Here is a 13,499-nt window from a genome sequence, read left to right as displayed (position 1 = left end):
CCTTTCCTCCAGGCCCGCACGACACGGCGCATCGCTACCGGCCCTGTTAAAAAAACTGCGGTGCACCGGACAGCCTGCGCCGCTGTCCGGTTTTCGTCAATCGCGCTGCAACACGTAACGGCCCGGCGCCGACTCGATCACCGGGAACTGCGCGGTACCGGGCTGGGCGGGCGGCTCCACCTTGCGGCCGCCGTACTGGTCGAGCCATTCGACCCAGGTCGTCCACCAGCTGCCCGGCTGCTCGGCCGCACCGGCAAACCACGCGTCCGCCGACTCGGGCAGGTCGCTGTCGTTGACCCAGTAGCTGCGCTTTTTCTTTGCCGGCGGATTGATCACGCCCGCGATGTGCCCCGATGCGCCGAGCACGAACTTCAGCGGGCCCGACAGGATCGACGTCGACGCATAGGCCGTCTGCCACGGCACGATGTGATCCTCGCGCGAGCCGTAGATGAAGGTCGGCACGTCGATCAGCGTCAGGTCGACCGATTCGCCGCATACGGTCAACGCACCCGGTTCGCGCAGCTTGTTCTCGAGATAGGTATTGCGCAGGTACCACGCGTACATCGGGCCCGGCAGGCTCGTCGAATCGCTGTTCCAGTACAGCAGGTCGAACGGCGCCGGCGTGCGGCCCTTCAGGTAGTTGTCGACGACGTAGTTCCACACGAGGTCGTTCGGCCGCAGGAACGAGAACGTGTTCGCGAACTCGACGCCGCGCATCAGCCCCGGCTGCGTGCCGTTCTTGCCGCCGATGGTCTGCTCGCGCATCTGCACGTGCGCCTCGTCGACGAATACGTCGAGAATGCCGGTGTCGGTGAAATCGAGCATCGCGGTGAGCAGCGTCATCGACGCAGCCGGATGTTCGCCGCGCGCGGCGAGCACCGCGAGCGCGGTCGCGAGCATCGTGCCGCCGACGCAGAAGCCGAGCGTGTTGATCTGCTCACGGCCGCTGACCTGCTGCACGGCGTCGATCGCGGCGAGCAGCCCTTCGTTCATGTAGTCGTCCCACGTCTTGTGCGCGACCGATGCGTCCGCATTGCGCCACGACACGAGGAACACCTGATGACCGTTCGACAGCGCGTGTGCGACGAGCGAATTCTCGGGCTGCAGGTCAAGGATGTAAAACTTGTTGATGCAGGGCGGCACGATCAGCAGCGGCCGCTCGAACACCTCGCCAGTCTTCGGCGTGTACTGGATCAGCTGGATCAGGTCGTTCTCGTAGACGACCGCACCTTCAGTACACCCGAGGTTCTTGCCGACCACGAACTGCGATTCGTCGGTCTGCGAAATCTTGCCGCGCTGCATGTCGCCGAGCAGGTTCATCATCCCCTGCCGCAGGCTTTCGCCCTGCGTGTCGAGGATCGATTTCTGCGCGTCGGGATTGAGTGCGAGGAAGTTGCTCGGCGCGGCCGCGGCCGTCCATTGCTGGACCGTGAAACGAATGCGCTCGCGCGTCTTCGGATCGGCCTGAAGCGCGTCGGCCAGTTCCTGCAGGTAGCGCGCGTTGAGCAGATACCAGGCAGCCGCGAACGCATGCGCCGGCGACGCCTTCCACGCATCGCCGCTGAAACGGCGGTCCTTCAGCTCGGGCGACTCGAGCTTCGCGGCGGCCGCCTGCTGCATCAGCGCCATGCAATCGCGCGCGTAGTCGGCCTGCAGCGCCTGCAGCCGCTCGGGCGGAATCGCGGCGGCCGGCAGCTTGAGCCCGGCGAACGGCGATGCCATCGCGCCGAGATCGGGCATCGACGGCACCTGGAACGGAAACGATGTCGGAAACTGGAATGTTGCGAACGGATTTACGGTGGCCGACGCAGTCGCGGCGCGTGCCGGATCTGCAAAACCGCGCCACGCGTTCAACCACGACTCGAACATCTGCTGCATCGGCTGGGCGGCCGGATCGAAACCAATGCTGCCCGTGGAAGTGCCCGCCTGAGCGGACGTCGACGATTTTTTCGATGCTGTCATTACCTGCCTTACCGGTGATTCGTGAGCGTCTATCGTGAAATCCTGCTCGCGCGCGGCATGCCGGCGGCGAGCCGGGCCGTCATGCTCTGGAGAGGCGTCTCCAGATTCTGCCGCAGTGCGGTATTTTTATCATTATCGTTTTCCCCATGTGAAGCGCCATGTCAAACCACTGACCATTTCCGCACGGAGATAATCCTCGCGCAACAGACGGGACAAGGGTTCCGGCGAAACATAAAACATTTTGGCCGACTTGACTTTGCGATTTTTCATTCAATCGCGCATGCCGCGCGGCATGACCGCCTAAATGTCGAGATAACCCGATTTTGCGGCGCAACAAACCACACGCGCATGCGCATCCCGTCAATCGGCCAGCCAGACCGCCGCCGCCATGCGACCCGTCACGCGGTCGCGCCGGTACGAATAGAAGCGCGCCTGTTCGGTAACTGTGCAGGCCGTCCCGCCGCTCACGTGCGCCACGCCCGCACGCGCGAGACGCAGGCGCGCAAGCGCATAGAGATCGGCCAGAAACTTGCCGGGCGTGCCATCGATCGCGACGAACGCAAGCCGGGTTTCATCATGCTCCGACTGCGGGGCCGTGTCGAGAAACGCGTCACGCACGTCGGCGCCGACCTCGAACGCCTGCGGCCCGATCGCCGGCCCGAGGTACGCATGAAGCGCGTCCGTCGCACCGCCCGCGAGTGCCGCGACACGCGCCGCGGTCTGCTCGACGATGCCGGCCGCCAGCCCGCGCCAGCCCGCATGCGCGGCGCCGACCGCGCGGCCCTGCGCGTCGCACAGCAGCACGGGCAGGCAATCCGCGACCATCACGACGCAGACGGCGCCCGCCCGGTCGGTGACACTCGCGTCGGCCTGCACCGGCGCCGCAGCCGCGGGCGCCGCCGCGATCACCTCGTCCGCGCGCACGATCTGCGCGCCGTGAACCTGCTCGAGCCAGGCAGCGCTCGACTGGCCTGCCAGCGCGAGCAGGCGCGCGCGATTCCCGGCGACATGGGCCGGGTCGTCACCGGTATGCAGGCCGAGATTCATCCCGCCCGGCAGCGCGTCTCCGCCCTGCCAGCGCCCGTACGGGCCTTCGCTCACCCCACCGTCACGCGTCGTGATCAGCGCGCGCACGCGCGGCGACACTTGCCAGTCGGGCTGTACGCAGTCCTGCCACGTCAGCGGCGCCAGGTTCGTCATCGGCACTCACTCCTCCTCATCGTCCAGGTACGACTCGTCATCCTGATACTCGCCGCCAAAATCGTCATCGTCGTAGACACCGTCATCGTCGTCGAATTCCTCGTCGCCCTGCCCGAAGCCGAGCGCGGCGACGAGTGCGTTCATGTCGTCCGGCAGCGGGCAGCGCCATTGCATCGCCTTGCCCGTGACCGGATGCACGAGACCGAGCCGCCACGCATGCAGCGCCTGTCGCGCGAACCCGTCCGGCAGCGGCGTGACCGAGCGCTTGCCACGCGCGCGGCCGTACACGGGATCGCCGAGCAGCGGGTGCCCGGCGTGCGCGCAGTGCACGCGGATCTGGTGCGTGCGACCGGTCTCGAGATCGCACTGGATCGCCGAAACCGGCTGACGTTGCCACAGGCATGTGTCAACCGTGCGGAAATGCGTACGCGCGGGCTTGCCCGACGCGCCCGTGACGACGGCCATGCGCGTGCGTTCGCGCGGATCGCGGCCGATCGGCGCGTCGATCGTGCCTTCCTCGGGCATCGTGCCCCACACGAGCGCGAAATAGCGGCGCTTCACCGTGCGGGCCTGCAGCTGGCGCACGAGATCCGTCTGTGCGGCCAGCGTGCGCGCCACCACCATCAGGCCGGACGTTTCCTTGTCGAGCCGGTGGACGATCCCCGCACGCGGCAGGCCGGCCGCCGCGCCACCATAGCGATGCAGCAGCCCGTTGAGGATCGTGCCGCTCCAGTTGCCGGCGGCCGGATGCACGACGAGGCCGGCCGGCTTGTTGATGACGACAAGCGCGTCGTCCTCGTAGATCACGTCGAGCGGCACCGGCTCCGGCGTAAAGGCGAGCTGCTCGGGGAGCAGGTCGGGCACGAGTTCGATCTTCGCGCCGAGCGGCACCGGCTGGCGGATCTTGGCCGGCGCGCCGTCGACGAGCACGCGCTGCGCCTCGATCCAGCTCTGCAGGCGGCTGCGCGAGAATTCGGGGAACAGTTGGGCGAGCGCCTTGTCGAGGCGTTCGCCCGCGAGCGACAGCGGCACTTCGACGACGCGCGGCGCCTCATCGACCGCCGCGGACGGCACGACGGGCGGCTGCATTGCGTCGCCGGTCAGATCGTCATCGAGGGAATCCCCCGACGCAGCGTCGGCGGGCCGATCGCTTGGGCTATAATCTTCGCGATTTGGTGTGCCCGGCTGGGCATTCTGCGAACTTGAACGGGTCATTTAGACTGGGTCACCGAGACTTGAAGCTAGGACATGCGAGCATGATGAATTCGACCAAACGCACGGCCATCACCGTCGCCGCCCGGGCTGCGGCGGTTGCGGCCGCGGCCCTCATCGCCGGCTGCCACGGCTTGCCGCAGAAGCAGGACGAGACGGCTACCTGGTCGAACAACAAATTATACTCAGAGGCCCAGGACGCGCTGTCCGGCGGCGACTGGGGCAAGTGCGCGAAATATTTCGAATCGCTGCAAGGCCGCGATCCGTTCGGCCATTTCGCGCAACAGGCGCAGATCAACGTTGCATACTGCAACTGGAAGGATAACGAAGCGGCCGCCGCCGACCAGGCCGTCGATCGCTTCATCCAGCTCCACCCCGATCATCCGGATATCCCTTACGCGTACTACCTGAAGGGGATGATCCACTTCAACGACGATCTCGGCCTGTTCGGCCGCTTCTCCGGCCAGGACATGAGCGAGCGCGATCCGCAGGCACTGCGCGAATCGTACGATGCGTTCAAGGTCGTCGTCGACCGTTTCCCGAAGAGCAAGTACGCACCCGACGCCGCCGCACGGATGCGCTACATCGTCAACGCGCTCGCGTCGCACGAAGTGCACGCAGCCGACTACTACTACCGGCGCGGCGCCTACGTCGCGGCCATCAACCGTGCGCAGCTCGCGATCAAGGACTACAAGGGCGCTCCGGCGATCGAGGACGCGCTGCACATCATGATCCTGTCGTACGGCAAGCTGAACCAGCCGCAACTCGCCGAGGACACGAAGCGCGTGCTCGCAGGCACGTTCCCCGACAGCCCGTACGTCACGGGCCACTCGCGCCCCGGCACGAAGAAGTCGTGGTGGCAGTTCTGACGAACGCACCGTGCAGCATCCGCTGCACGAACGAAAAACCCGGCCATCGAGCCGGGTTTTTTATAGGCGCCGCATTCAGGCGGCGCCGGTGCGATGGCGCGACGATCGCCGCGCGGCCGTCACGTGCGCTTTGCCGAACGGTGCTCGTCGAAGAAGTCCTGGACGACCGCGATCTCGCGGGTCCGCTTGAACGGCGGCAGGCTCTGCCAGATCCGGCGCCCGTAGGGCTTGTCGACGAGCCGCGTGTCGCAGATCATCAGCACGCCGCGATCCGTCTCCGCGCGAATCAACCGGCCCGCACCCTGCTTCAGCGTGATCACGGCCTGCGGCAACTGGTGCACGGCGAACGGGCTCAGCCCTTTCTTCGTCAGTGCGTCCAGCCGCGCGGCCAGCACCGGATCGTCCGGCGGTGCGAACGGCAGCTTGTCGATCACGACGAGTGACAGCGCATCGCCGCGCACGTCGACGCCTTCCCAGAAACTCTGGCTACCGACCAGGATCGCGTTGCCGTACGCACGAAAACGGTCGAGCAGTTCGGTACGGCTCGCATCGCCCTGCACGAGCAGCGGCGTGTTCCAGCCGCGCGATTCGATCACGTCGCGCAGCTTCGACGCGATCCGGTCGACCGCGCGCAGCGTCGTGCACAGCATGAACACGCCGCCACCGGACGCCTCGATCGCCGGCAGCGCGGCGTCGAAGACGGCATCGGTAAACGCCGGCGAAGACGGTTGCGGCAGGTTGCGCGGCACGTACAACAGCCCTTGCGACTGGTAGTCGAACGGGCTTGCGAGCGTCATCGAGCGACGCGAGCTGAGGCCCATCTGCGCCGCGTAGTGCGTGAAATCGCCGCGCACCGACAGCGTGGCCGACGTGAACACCCACGCACGCGGCACGCCCGCGCGCTGCTTGGCAAAGATCGGCGCGACCGACAGCGGCGTTTCGTGCAGCTGGACGGTGTGCGCGAACACTTCGACCCAGCGCACCTTCTCGTTCGGATCGCCGTCGGATGCCGCCTTGTCGCCAGCCGCCGCCGCGTCGGCCTTCGCGGCCGCCTCGGTCGCTCCGGGCGCGACCCAGCCGGCCAGCAGATCCTGCAGTTCGCGCGCGCGCCGCAGGCACGCGCCGAGCGATTCCGCCCGTTCGGCCTGGCTGGCAAGCGCCGACGCCAGAGCGTCGAGCGCCGCCTCGAGCGCGTCGAGCGCGCCGAACATCGGGTGATCGTCACCGAGCTGGGCGAGCGACATGCGGACGATCTGGTCGTTCGCGAACGCAAGACGCAAGTCGCGCGCCGCGCGCTCGAGATCGCCGCCGAGCTTCACCCACTCGACCGCGTCGCGCGCATGGCTCAACCCTTCCGCCACCGTGTCGCGTGCGAGCTCGAGAATCTGCGTCGTCGACAGCGTCTCGCCGAAGAACAGCGTCGCGGTTTCCGGCAACTGGTGCGCTTCGTCGAAGATGACCGTGTTCGCGTTCGGCAGCAGTTCGGCCATTCCCGTATCGCGCAGCATGATGTCCGCGAAGAACAGGTGATGGTTGACGACGACGACGTCGGCCTGCTGCGCCTCGCGCCGCGCCTGCATCACGAAGCAGTCCTTGTAATGCGGGCATTCCTGGCCGAGGCAGTTGTCGCGCGTCGACGTGACCATCGACCACACGGGTGCCGTTTCCGGCACGCTCGCGAGCTCGGCCTTGTCGCCGCTCTTCGTGATCTTCGCGAAACGGACGATTTCCTGCAGATAGGCCGTATCCTGCCGCGACGGCAACCGGCCGTTGTCGGCCGTGCGTTGCAGGTAGTAGTGGCACAGGTAGTTTGCACGGCCCTTCAGCATCGCGACCGACACCGGCACCGCGAGCGCGTTGCGCACGGTCGGGATGTCGCGCGCGAACAACTGGTCCTGCAGGTGCTTCGTGCCGGTCGACACGATCACCTTGCCGCCCCACAGCATCGCGGGCACGAGGTACGCATAGGTCTTGCCGGTACCCGTGCCGGCCTCGACGATCAGCGTGTTGTCGCCGGCGTCGCTGTCGGGCTCGGCTGCTGCTGCGGCGTCTGCGCCCGGTTCGGCCGTTTTGTCGCCGTCGCCGAGGCGACGCGCCGGCCGCTTGCGGGTTTCGAAGATCTCGGGCTCGGGCATCCGGCGCGCGGACGCTTCCATCGCGGACGCGACGGCACGCGCCATCTCGATCTGCGACGTACGCGGCCGATAGCCGTCGAGCGCACGCGCCAGCAACCCGCCTTCACCGAAGATCGTGTCGAGTTCGTCGACACGCTTGCGGCTCAGCTCAAAGGTGCCTTCGGGCGCACGAGCGCGCCCGGCGGACGACACGTCGCGCCGAGCATCGGGGGTGGCTTCAAGCGGTGAATTCAAGGCAAGCGTTCCTGTGTCCAGCGCCCGGGCGGCGCCGGCGCTTGCCAGGCCGCGCTCAGGCGCGCTTATCCGGTTCCAGCTGCGATTGCAGCAAAATGATTTTGTCCTTGGCCGCCAGCTTTTCCTTCTTCAGGCGGTGCAGCGTGATGTCGTCGATGTCGGAGTGTCCTTCCTTCAGCTCGATCTCCCGAGCGAGCTGCTGGTGCTGCTCCTGCAATGCAGCCAAACGGTTGTGCAATTCCTGCTGCTGTTCCGTGGGACGGTTTTGCATACTTGCCTCCTCATCGAAGCAGCGCGCCGGCTGGCGTGCCAGCGCGCACGAGACTGATTCCGGATCAATCCAACACGTTACTGCCCCTGCTGTTGCTTCTGCTGCGCCTTCTCGGCCGCTTCCTTCTGACGCTGCTCGACATCGGCCTTGTGCTGCACGGCTTCCTTCTGCTTCTGCTCGTAGCGCGCGGCGTTGTCCGCCCGCTCCTGCGCCTTCTGCGCGGCCTGCTGGTGCGCCTGGTCGAGCTTGCGCTGGAAGTCGCCCTGCTTCTGGTCGTATGCCTGCTTGCTCGCCGCGCGCTGCGGCGCTTCCGCGCCGCGTTGCGCCTGCTTCAGCGCATTCTGCTCCTGCTTGTCGCGGAACGCAGCCGCGTTTGCCGCGTCGTTCGCCGCGCGCTGCGGCGCTTCCGCCGCGTTCTGCGCCGCCTTCAGCGCCTGCTGCTGGTCGCGCTGCTGCGCGCGCACCGCCCGCTGCTCGTCGTTGAGCGCGAGCTGCTCCTGGCGGATGCTCGCCCGCTCGTCGCGCATCTGCTCACGCGCCTTGCCCAGACAGTGATTGACGAAGAACTTGCTGTAGCAATCGTGCTCGGCCACCGCATAACGATAATCGTTTTCCGCGGTGCGTTGATTGAGCACTTTTTGACGGGCGTCGAAATCCGGTGCGGTGGTGGCCGTCACGGGCGCAGCCGCGGCGGCGGCCGGCGCGGTGGCGCCCGAAGCCTGCGCGAACGCGCCGGAAGGCCCCACAGACAAAGCCGCGGCGAGCGCTGCGCCGAGCGCGACGAGAGAAATTCGGGAAGTTGGCAACGTCGTAGGAAAGCTGCGGGACATGTGTCAAATTCTATCACCCCCGGCTGGGCGCTCCGCCATTTATGGCAAAATGCCCCGCTTCACTCACCCGCGGCATCTGGCCCGTCGGGCCCGCCACGCAGCCCGCCGCTTCGGGCCTGCTGGCCCGCGCCGCGATTTCAGCAGGCAGATCATCCACGACATGACGGAAACCGTAGCACTCAAGATCGTACAGCGCATCGCCACCGAACTGTCCGTCCAGCCGCGCCAGGTCGCGGCGGCAGTGCAACTCCTCGACGAAGGCTCGACCGTTCCGTTCATTGCCCGGTACCGCAAGGAAGTGACCGGCAACCTGGACGACACGCAGTTGCGCCAGCTCGAGGAGCGCCTCCTGTATCTGCGCGAACTCGAGGATCGCCGCGCGACGATCCTGTCGAGCATCGACGAACAGGGCAAGCTGACCGACGAACTGCGCGCCGCGATCGACGCGGCCGACAGCAAGCAGGTGCTCGAAGACCTTTATCTGCCGTACAAGCCGAAGCGCCGCACGCGTGCGCAGATCGCCCGCGAGGCTGGCCTCGAGCCGCTCGCCCAGGCGCTCCTCGCGAATCCGCTGCTCGACCCGCAGGCCGAGGCAGCCGCGTACGTCGACGCCGAGAAAGGCGTCGCCGACGTGAAGGCCGCGCTCGACGGCGCCCGCGACATCCTGTCCGAACAGTTCGGCGAGACGGCCGAGCTGCTCGGCAAGCTGCGCGACTACCTGCACAACCAGGGTGTCGTGTCGTCGGCCGTCGTCGAGGGCAAGGAAAACGAGGAAGGCGAGAAATTCCGCGACTATTACGACTACGCGGAAACGATCAAGACCGTGCCATCGCACCGCGCCCTCGCGTTGTTCCGCGGCCGCAACGCCGGCGTGCTGACCGTCAAGCTCGGCCTCGGCGAAGAGCTCGACGCGCAGGTGCCGCATCCCGGCGAGGCGATGATCGCGCGCCATGTCGGCATCGCGAACCAGAACCGCCCGGCCGACAAATGGCTGTCCGACGTATGCCGCTGGTGCTGGCGCGTGAAGGTGCAACCGCACATCGAGAACGAACTGCTCACGCAGCTGCGCGAAACGGCCGAAACGGAAGCGATCCGCGTGTTCGCGCGCAACCTGAACGACCTGCTGCTGGCCGCGCCGGCCGGCCCGAAGGCCGTGATCGGTCTCGACCCCGGCCTGCGAACGGGCGTGAAGGTCGCGGTCGTCGACCGCACCGGCAAGGTGCTCGCGACCGACACGATCTACCCGCACGAGCCGCGCCGCGACTGGGACGGCTCGATCGCGAAACTCGCCCGCATCGCCGCGCAGACGCAAGCCGAGCTGATCAGTATCGGCAACGGTACCGCATCGCGCGAAACCGACAAGCTCGCAAGCGAACTGATCGCGAAACACCCGGAGCTGCGCCTGCAGAAGATCGTCGTGTCGGAAGCCGGCGCATCGGTCTACTCGGCGTCCGAGCTTGCCGCGAAGGAATTCCCGGAGATGGACGTGTCGCTCCGTGGCGCCGTGTCGATCGCGCGCCGCCTGCAAGACCCGCTCGCCGAACTCGTAAAAATCGAGCCGAAGGCGATCGGCGTCGGCCAGTACCAGCACGACGTGAACCAGCGCGAACTCGCCCGCTCGCTCGACGCGGTCGTCGAGGATTGCGTGAACGCGGTCGGCGTCGACGCGAACACGGCGTCGGCCCCGCTGCTCGCCCGCGTGTCGGGCCTGAACGCGACGCTCGCGCGCAACATCGTCGACTACCGCGATGCGAACGGCCCGTTCCCGTCGCGCGAGCACCTGCGCAAGGTGCCGCGCCTCGGCGACAAGACCTTCGAACAGGCCGCCGGCTTCCTGCGCATCAACGGCGGCGAGAATCCGCTCGACCGCTCGTCGGTGCACCCGGAAGCGTATCCGGTCGTCGAACGGATGCTCGCGAAGATCAGCAAGCGCATCGACGACGTGCTCGGCAACCGCGAAGCGCTGTCGGGCCTGTCCCCGACGGAATTTGTTGACGAACGTTTCGGTCTGCCGACGGTGCGCGACATCCTGTCCGAACTGGAGAAGCCGGGCCGCGATCCGCGCCCCGAATTCAAGACCGCGACGTTCCGCGAAGGCGTCGAGAAGGTGTCGGATCTCGTGCCAGGCATGACGCTCGAAGGCGTCGTGACGAACGTCGCCGCGTTCGGCGCGTTCGTGGACATCGGCGTCCACCAGGACGGCCTCGTCCACGTGTCCGCGATGTCGACGAAGTTCATCAAGGATCCACACGAAGTCGTGAAGGCCGGCCAGGTCGTCAAGGTGAAGGTGATCGACGTCGACGTGAAGCGCCAGCGCATTGCGCTGACGATGCGCCTCGACGACGACGCGGCAGCGCCCGGCATGTCGTCGCGCGGCGGCCAGGATCGCGGCAACGCGGGGCGCGGCGCCGCCCGCCCGCAGCGTTCGCGCGAGCCGGAGCCGGCCGGCGCGATGGCCGCGGCGTTCGCGAAGCTGAAGCGCTGAGCACGCGCAAGCTTTCGCGACGTACAAAAAAGCCCGCCGAAAGGCGGGCTTTTTTATGGCTGCGGCGAACGCAGCACGCGGACGGACGGCCCGCGCACCACTCCGCGCGTCAGATCTCGATTTTCGTCCCGAGCTCGACCACGCGGTTCGCCGGGATCGAGAAGAAGTCGGTCGGCTTCGCGGCATTCTGGTGCATCCACGCGAACACGCGCTCGCGCCAGATCGACATCCCGGGCAGATGCGTCGGCACGACCGTTTCGCGCGCGAGGAAGAACGACGTATCCATCAGCTCGAACGTCATGTCGTGCGTGCGGCCGAATTCCTCGAGCACCGCCTTCACGTCCGGCGTCTCGTTGAAACCGTACTCGGCCCTGACGATGTACAGCCCGCCGCCCGCATCGCGCGAGGTCTGGCGCTTGTCATCGCGCACGTAAGGAATGTCGCGCGTGACGAACGTGAGGAAAATGGTTCGCTCGTGCAGCACCTTGTTGTGCTTCAGGTTGTGCAGCAGGCTGACGGGCACGAGCTTGTCGTTGCCGGTCAGGTAGATCGCGGTGCCCGACACGCGGTGCGGCGGATGCGCGAGCAGTCCCTGCAGGAACGGCTCGAGCGGGATACCGTCGGCCGCCGTGCGCTCCTTGACGATGTGACGCCCCTTGTACCAGGTCATCAGCAGGAAGAACAGCAGCGCGCCGATGCCGAGCGGCAGCCAGCCGCCCTGCGCGACCTTCAGCAGGTTCGCGCCGAAGAAGCCGAGGTCGACCGCGAGGAACACCGCGATGATCGCGCCGACCAGCAGCCGGTTCCAGTTCCACACCTTCACCATCACGACCGCGGCGAGCACGGTCGTGATCACCATCGTCGCCGTCACCGCGATGCCGTACGCGGCCGCGAGGTTGTCGGAGCTCTTGAAGCCGATGACGATGCAGAGGATCACGAACAGCAGCAGCCAGTTCACGACCGGCACGTAGATCTGGCCGATCGCGAGTTCCGACGTATGCAGCACCTTCATGCGCGGCACGTAACCGAGCTGGATGGCCTGCGACGTCAGCGAATACGCGCCCGAGATCACCGCCTGCGACGCGATCACGGTCGCGACCGTCGACAGCACGACGAGCGGCAGCAGCCCCCAATCGGGTGCCAGCAGGAAGAACGGGTTCTCGATCGCCTTCGGGTTCTGGATCAGCAGCGCACCCTGGCCGAAGTAGTTCAGCACGAGCGACGGCATCACGAGCCCGTAGGCGGCGATGCGGATCGGCTTCGCACCGAAGTGGCCCATGTCCGCGTAGAGCGCTTCCGCGCCGGTCAGCACCAGCACGACCGAGCCAAGCACGACGTACGCCTGCAGCAGGTGATCGGCCATGAACGACGCCGCGTAATACGGGTTGATGGCCGCCATGATGCCCGGCACGCGCGCGATGTGGTACACACCGAGTGCCGCGATCACGACGAACCACACCACCATGATCGGGCCGAACAGCTTGCCGACCAGTGCGGTGCCGTGACGCTGGATCCAGAACAGCGCGATCAGGATCACGATCGTGATCGGCAGTACGAGGTGGGACAGGTGCGGCGTCGCGATTTCGAGACCCTCGACCGCCGACATCACGGAGATCGCCGGCGTGATCACCGCGTCGCCGTAGAACATGCAGGCGCCGAAGATGCCGAGCGCCATCAGTGCACCCGTCACACGGGATTTCGAGTTGAGCGGCCGCAGCGACAGCGCCATCAGCGCAAGCACGCCGCCTTCGCCGTTGTTGTCTGCCCGCATCACGAACAGCAGGTACTTGATGCCGACCACCAGGATGATTGCCCAGAACAACAGCGAAATCACGCCGAGGATCGATCCTTCGGTGAGCGGAATGCCGTGTGCGGGGCTGAACGCCTCCTTGAGCGAATACAGCGGGCTGGTGCCGATGTCGCCGAACACGACGCCGATGGCTGCTATCGCTAGCGCCCGCATCGAGTGTTGTTGCGTCGAATGCGGCGCGTGTGCTGCGTCGGTCGCTTGGATCGTGTCGTTCATATGAAGCGTAATAATCGGGTCCGGGTCGGACAAAACGAGCGCTATTCTACTCGCGCCCCCGTGAAACGCCGCCCTGCTCTGTTGCCTTGTCACCACGTGATCCACGCCGCGCATGCAATCCGGCGCGAGCTGTGGCAGGGCTGCCAATCATAGCCGCGGCAACGCCGTCTGCCTACCGGATCCACGGTACGCGCGGCGCCGTCACGCATGGCGCCCCAATGAAAAACGGCGCCGCAAGCGGCGCCGTACAAGGCTTTCCTTCGATCTGCCGGCCG

The 13,499-nt window shown here is 66.6% G+C and carries 9 protein-coding genes; 2 read left to right on the top strand and 7 right to left on the bottom strand.

Annotated features, from left to right (window positions below; genetic code table 11):
- Positions 1 to 96: 96 nt before the first annotated feature.
- The 3 genes from LGN19_RS11425 to LGN19_RS11415 all read right to left on the bottom strand — a co-directional run bounded on the left by LGN19_RS11425 (position 97) and on the right by LGN19_RS11415 (position 4,377).
- The gene (locus LGN19_RS11425) at positions 97 to 1,962 is read right to left on the bottom strand and encodes a PHA/PHB synthase family protein (protein WP_226214683.1); all 1,866 of its coding nucleotides are present in this window, start codon (positions 1,960 to 1,962) and stop codon (positions 97 to 99) included.
- Between the two features lie 360 nt (positions 1,963 to 2,322).
- Positions 2,323 to 3,162, bottom strand: coding sequence for a peptidoglycan editing factor PgeF (gene pgeF / locus LGN19_RS11420; protein WP_226214681.1), 840 nt, complete (start codon positions 3,160 to 3,162; stop codon positions 2,323 to 2,325).
- A 6-nt stretch (positions 3,163 to 3,168) separates the two neighbouring features.
- Positions 3,169 to 4,377: an RluA family pseudouridine synthase gene (locus LGN19_RS11415; RefSeq protein ID WP_226214679.1), complete on the bottom strand. Its 1,209-nt coding sequence runs from the start codon at positions 4,375 to 4,377 to the stop codon at positions 3,169 to 3,171.
- A gap of 41 nt (positions 4,378 to 4,418) precedes the next feature.
- Between LGN19_RS11415 and LGN19_RS11410 the strand changes: the two genes are divergently transcribed.
- Positions 4,419 to 5,243, top strand: a complete 825-nt coding sequence (locus LGN19_RS11410) for an outer membrane protein assembly factor BamD (protein ID WP_043188314.1) — start codon at positions 4,419 to 4,421, stop codon at positions 5,241 to 5,243.
- Between the two features lie 119 nt (positions 5,244 to 5,362).
- Here LGN19_RS11410 and LGN19_RS11405 read toward each other — a convergent pair whose 3' ends face one another.
- The 3 genes from LGN19_RS11405 to LGN19_RS11395 form a co-directional block, all read right to left on the bottom strand.
- The gene (locus LGN19_RS11405; RefSeq protein WP_174959278.1) at positions 5,363 to 7,612 is read right to left on the bottom strand and encodes an ATP-dependent DNA helicase; all 2,250 of its coding nucleotides are present in this window, start codon (positions 7,610 to 7,612) and stop codon (positions 5,363 to 5,365) included.
- A gap of 55 nt (positions 7,613 to 7,667) precedes the next feature.
- Positions 7,668 to 7,883 (bottom strand): YdcH family protein, encoded by a 216-nt coding sequence (locus LGN19_RS11400; protein WP_006755091.1) that lies wholly within the window; start codon positions 7,881 to 7,883, stop codon positions 7,668 to 7,670.
- Positions 7,884 to 7,960: 77 nt separating this feature from the next.
- A complete protein-coding gene (locus tag LGN19_RS11395; RefSeq protein WP_122945542.1) occupies positions 7,961 to 8,713 on the bottom strand; it encodes a hypothetical protein in 753 nt (250 codons plus the stop codon).
- Between the two features lie 160 nt (positions 8,714 to 8,873).
- Between LGN19_RS11395 and LGN19_RS11390 the strand changes: the two genes are divergently transcribed.
- Positions 8,874 to 11,198 carry a Tex family protein gene (locus LGN19_RS11390; RefSeq protein WP_226214677.1) on the top strand — a complete coding sequence of 775 codons (2,325 nt, stop codon included), beginning with the start codon at positions 8,874 to 8,876 and terminating at the stop codon, positions 11,196 to 11,198.
- Positions 11,199 to 11,307: 109 nt separating this feature from the next.
- On the opposite strand, the gene LGN19_RS11385 is transcribed toward LGN19_RS11390, so the two are convergent.
- Positions 11,308 to 13,224 (bottom strand): potassium transporter Kup, encoded by a 1,917-nt coding sequence (locus tag LGN19_RS11385; RefSeq protein WP_226214675.1) that lies wholly within the window; start codon positions 13,222 to 13,224, stop codon positions 11,308 to 11,310.
- Between the last annotated feature and the right edge of the window lie 275 nt (positions 13,225 to 13,499).

Source organism: Burkholderia sp. AU30198 (assembly GCF_020419825.1).
Taxonomy (GTDB): Bacteria; Pseudomonadota; Gammaproteobacteria; order Burkholderiales; family Burkholderiaceae; genus Burkholderia.
Note: the sequence above shows the minus strand (reverse complement) of the source record. Positions and strands in the feature narration are given on the sequence as shown.

Coding starts and splice junctions, on each gene's coding strand:
- LGN19_RS11425 (WP_226214683.1), bottom strand. CDS start 1,962: ATGACAGCATCGAAAAAATCGTCGACGTCCGCTCAGGCGGGCACTTCC.
- pgeF (WP_226214681.1), bottom strand. CDS start 3,162: ATGACGAACCTGGCGCCGCTGACGTGGCAGGACTGCGTACAGCCCGAC.
- LGN19_RS11415 (WP_226214679.1), bottom strand. CDS start 4,377: ATGACCCGTTCAAGTTCGCAGAATGCCCAGCCGGGCACACCAAATCGC.
- LGN19_RS11410 (WP_043188314.1), top strand. CDS start 4,419: ATGATGAATTCGACCAAACGCACGGCCATCACCGTCGCCGCCCGGGCT.
- LGN19_RS11400 (WP_006755091.1), bottom strand. CDS start 7,883: ATGCAAAACCGTCCCACGGAACAGCAGCAGGAATTGCACAACCGTTTG.
- LGN19_RS11395 (WP_122945542.1), bottom strand. CDS start 8,713: ATGTCCCGCAGCTTTCCTACGACGTTGCCAACTTCCCGAATTTCTCTC.
- LGN19_RS11390 (WP_226214677.1), top strand. CDS start 8,874: ATGACGGAAACCGTAGCACTCAAGATCGTACAGCGCATCGCCACCGAA.
- LGN19_RS11385 (WP_226214675.1), bottom strand. CDS start 13,224: ATGAACGACACGATCCAAGCGACCGACGCAGCACACGCGCCGCATTCG.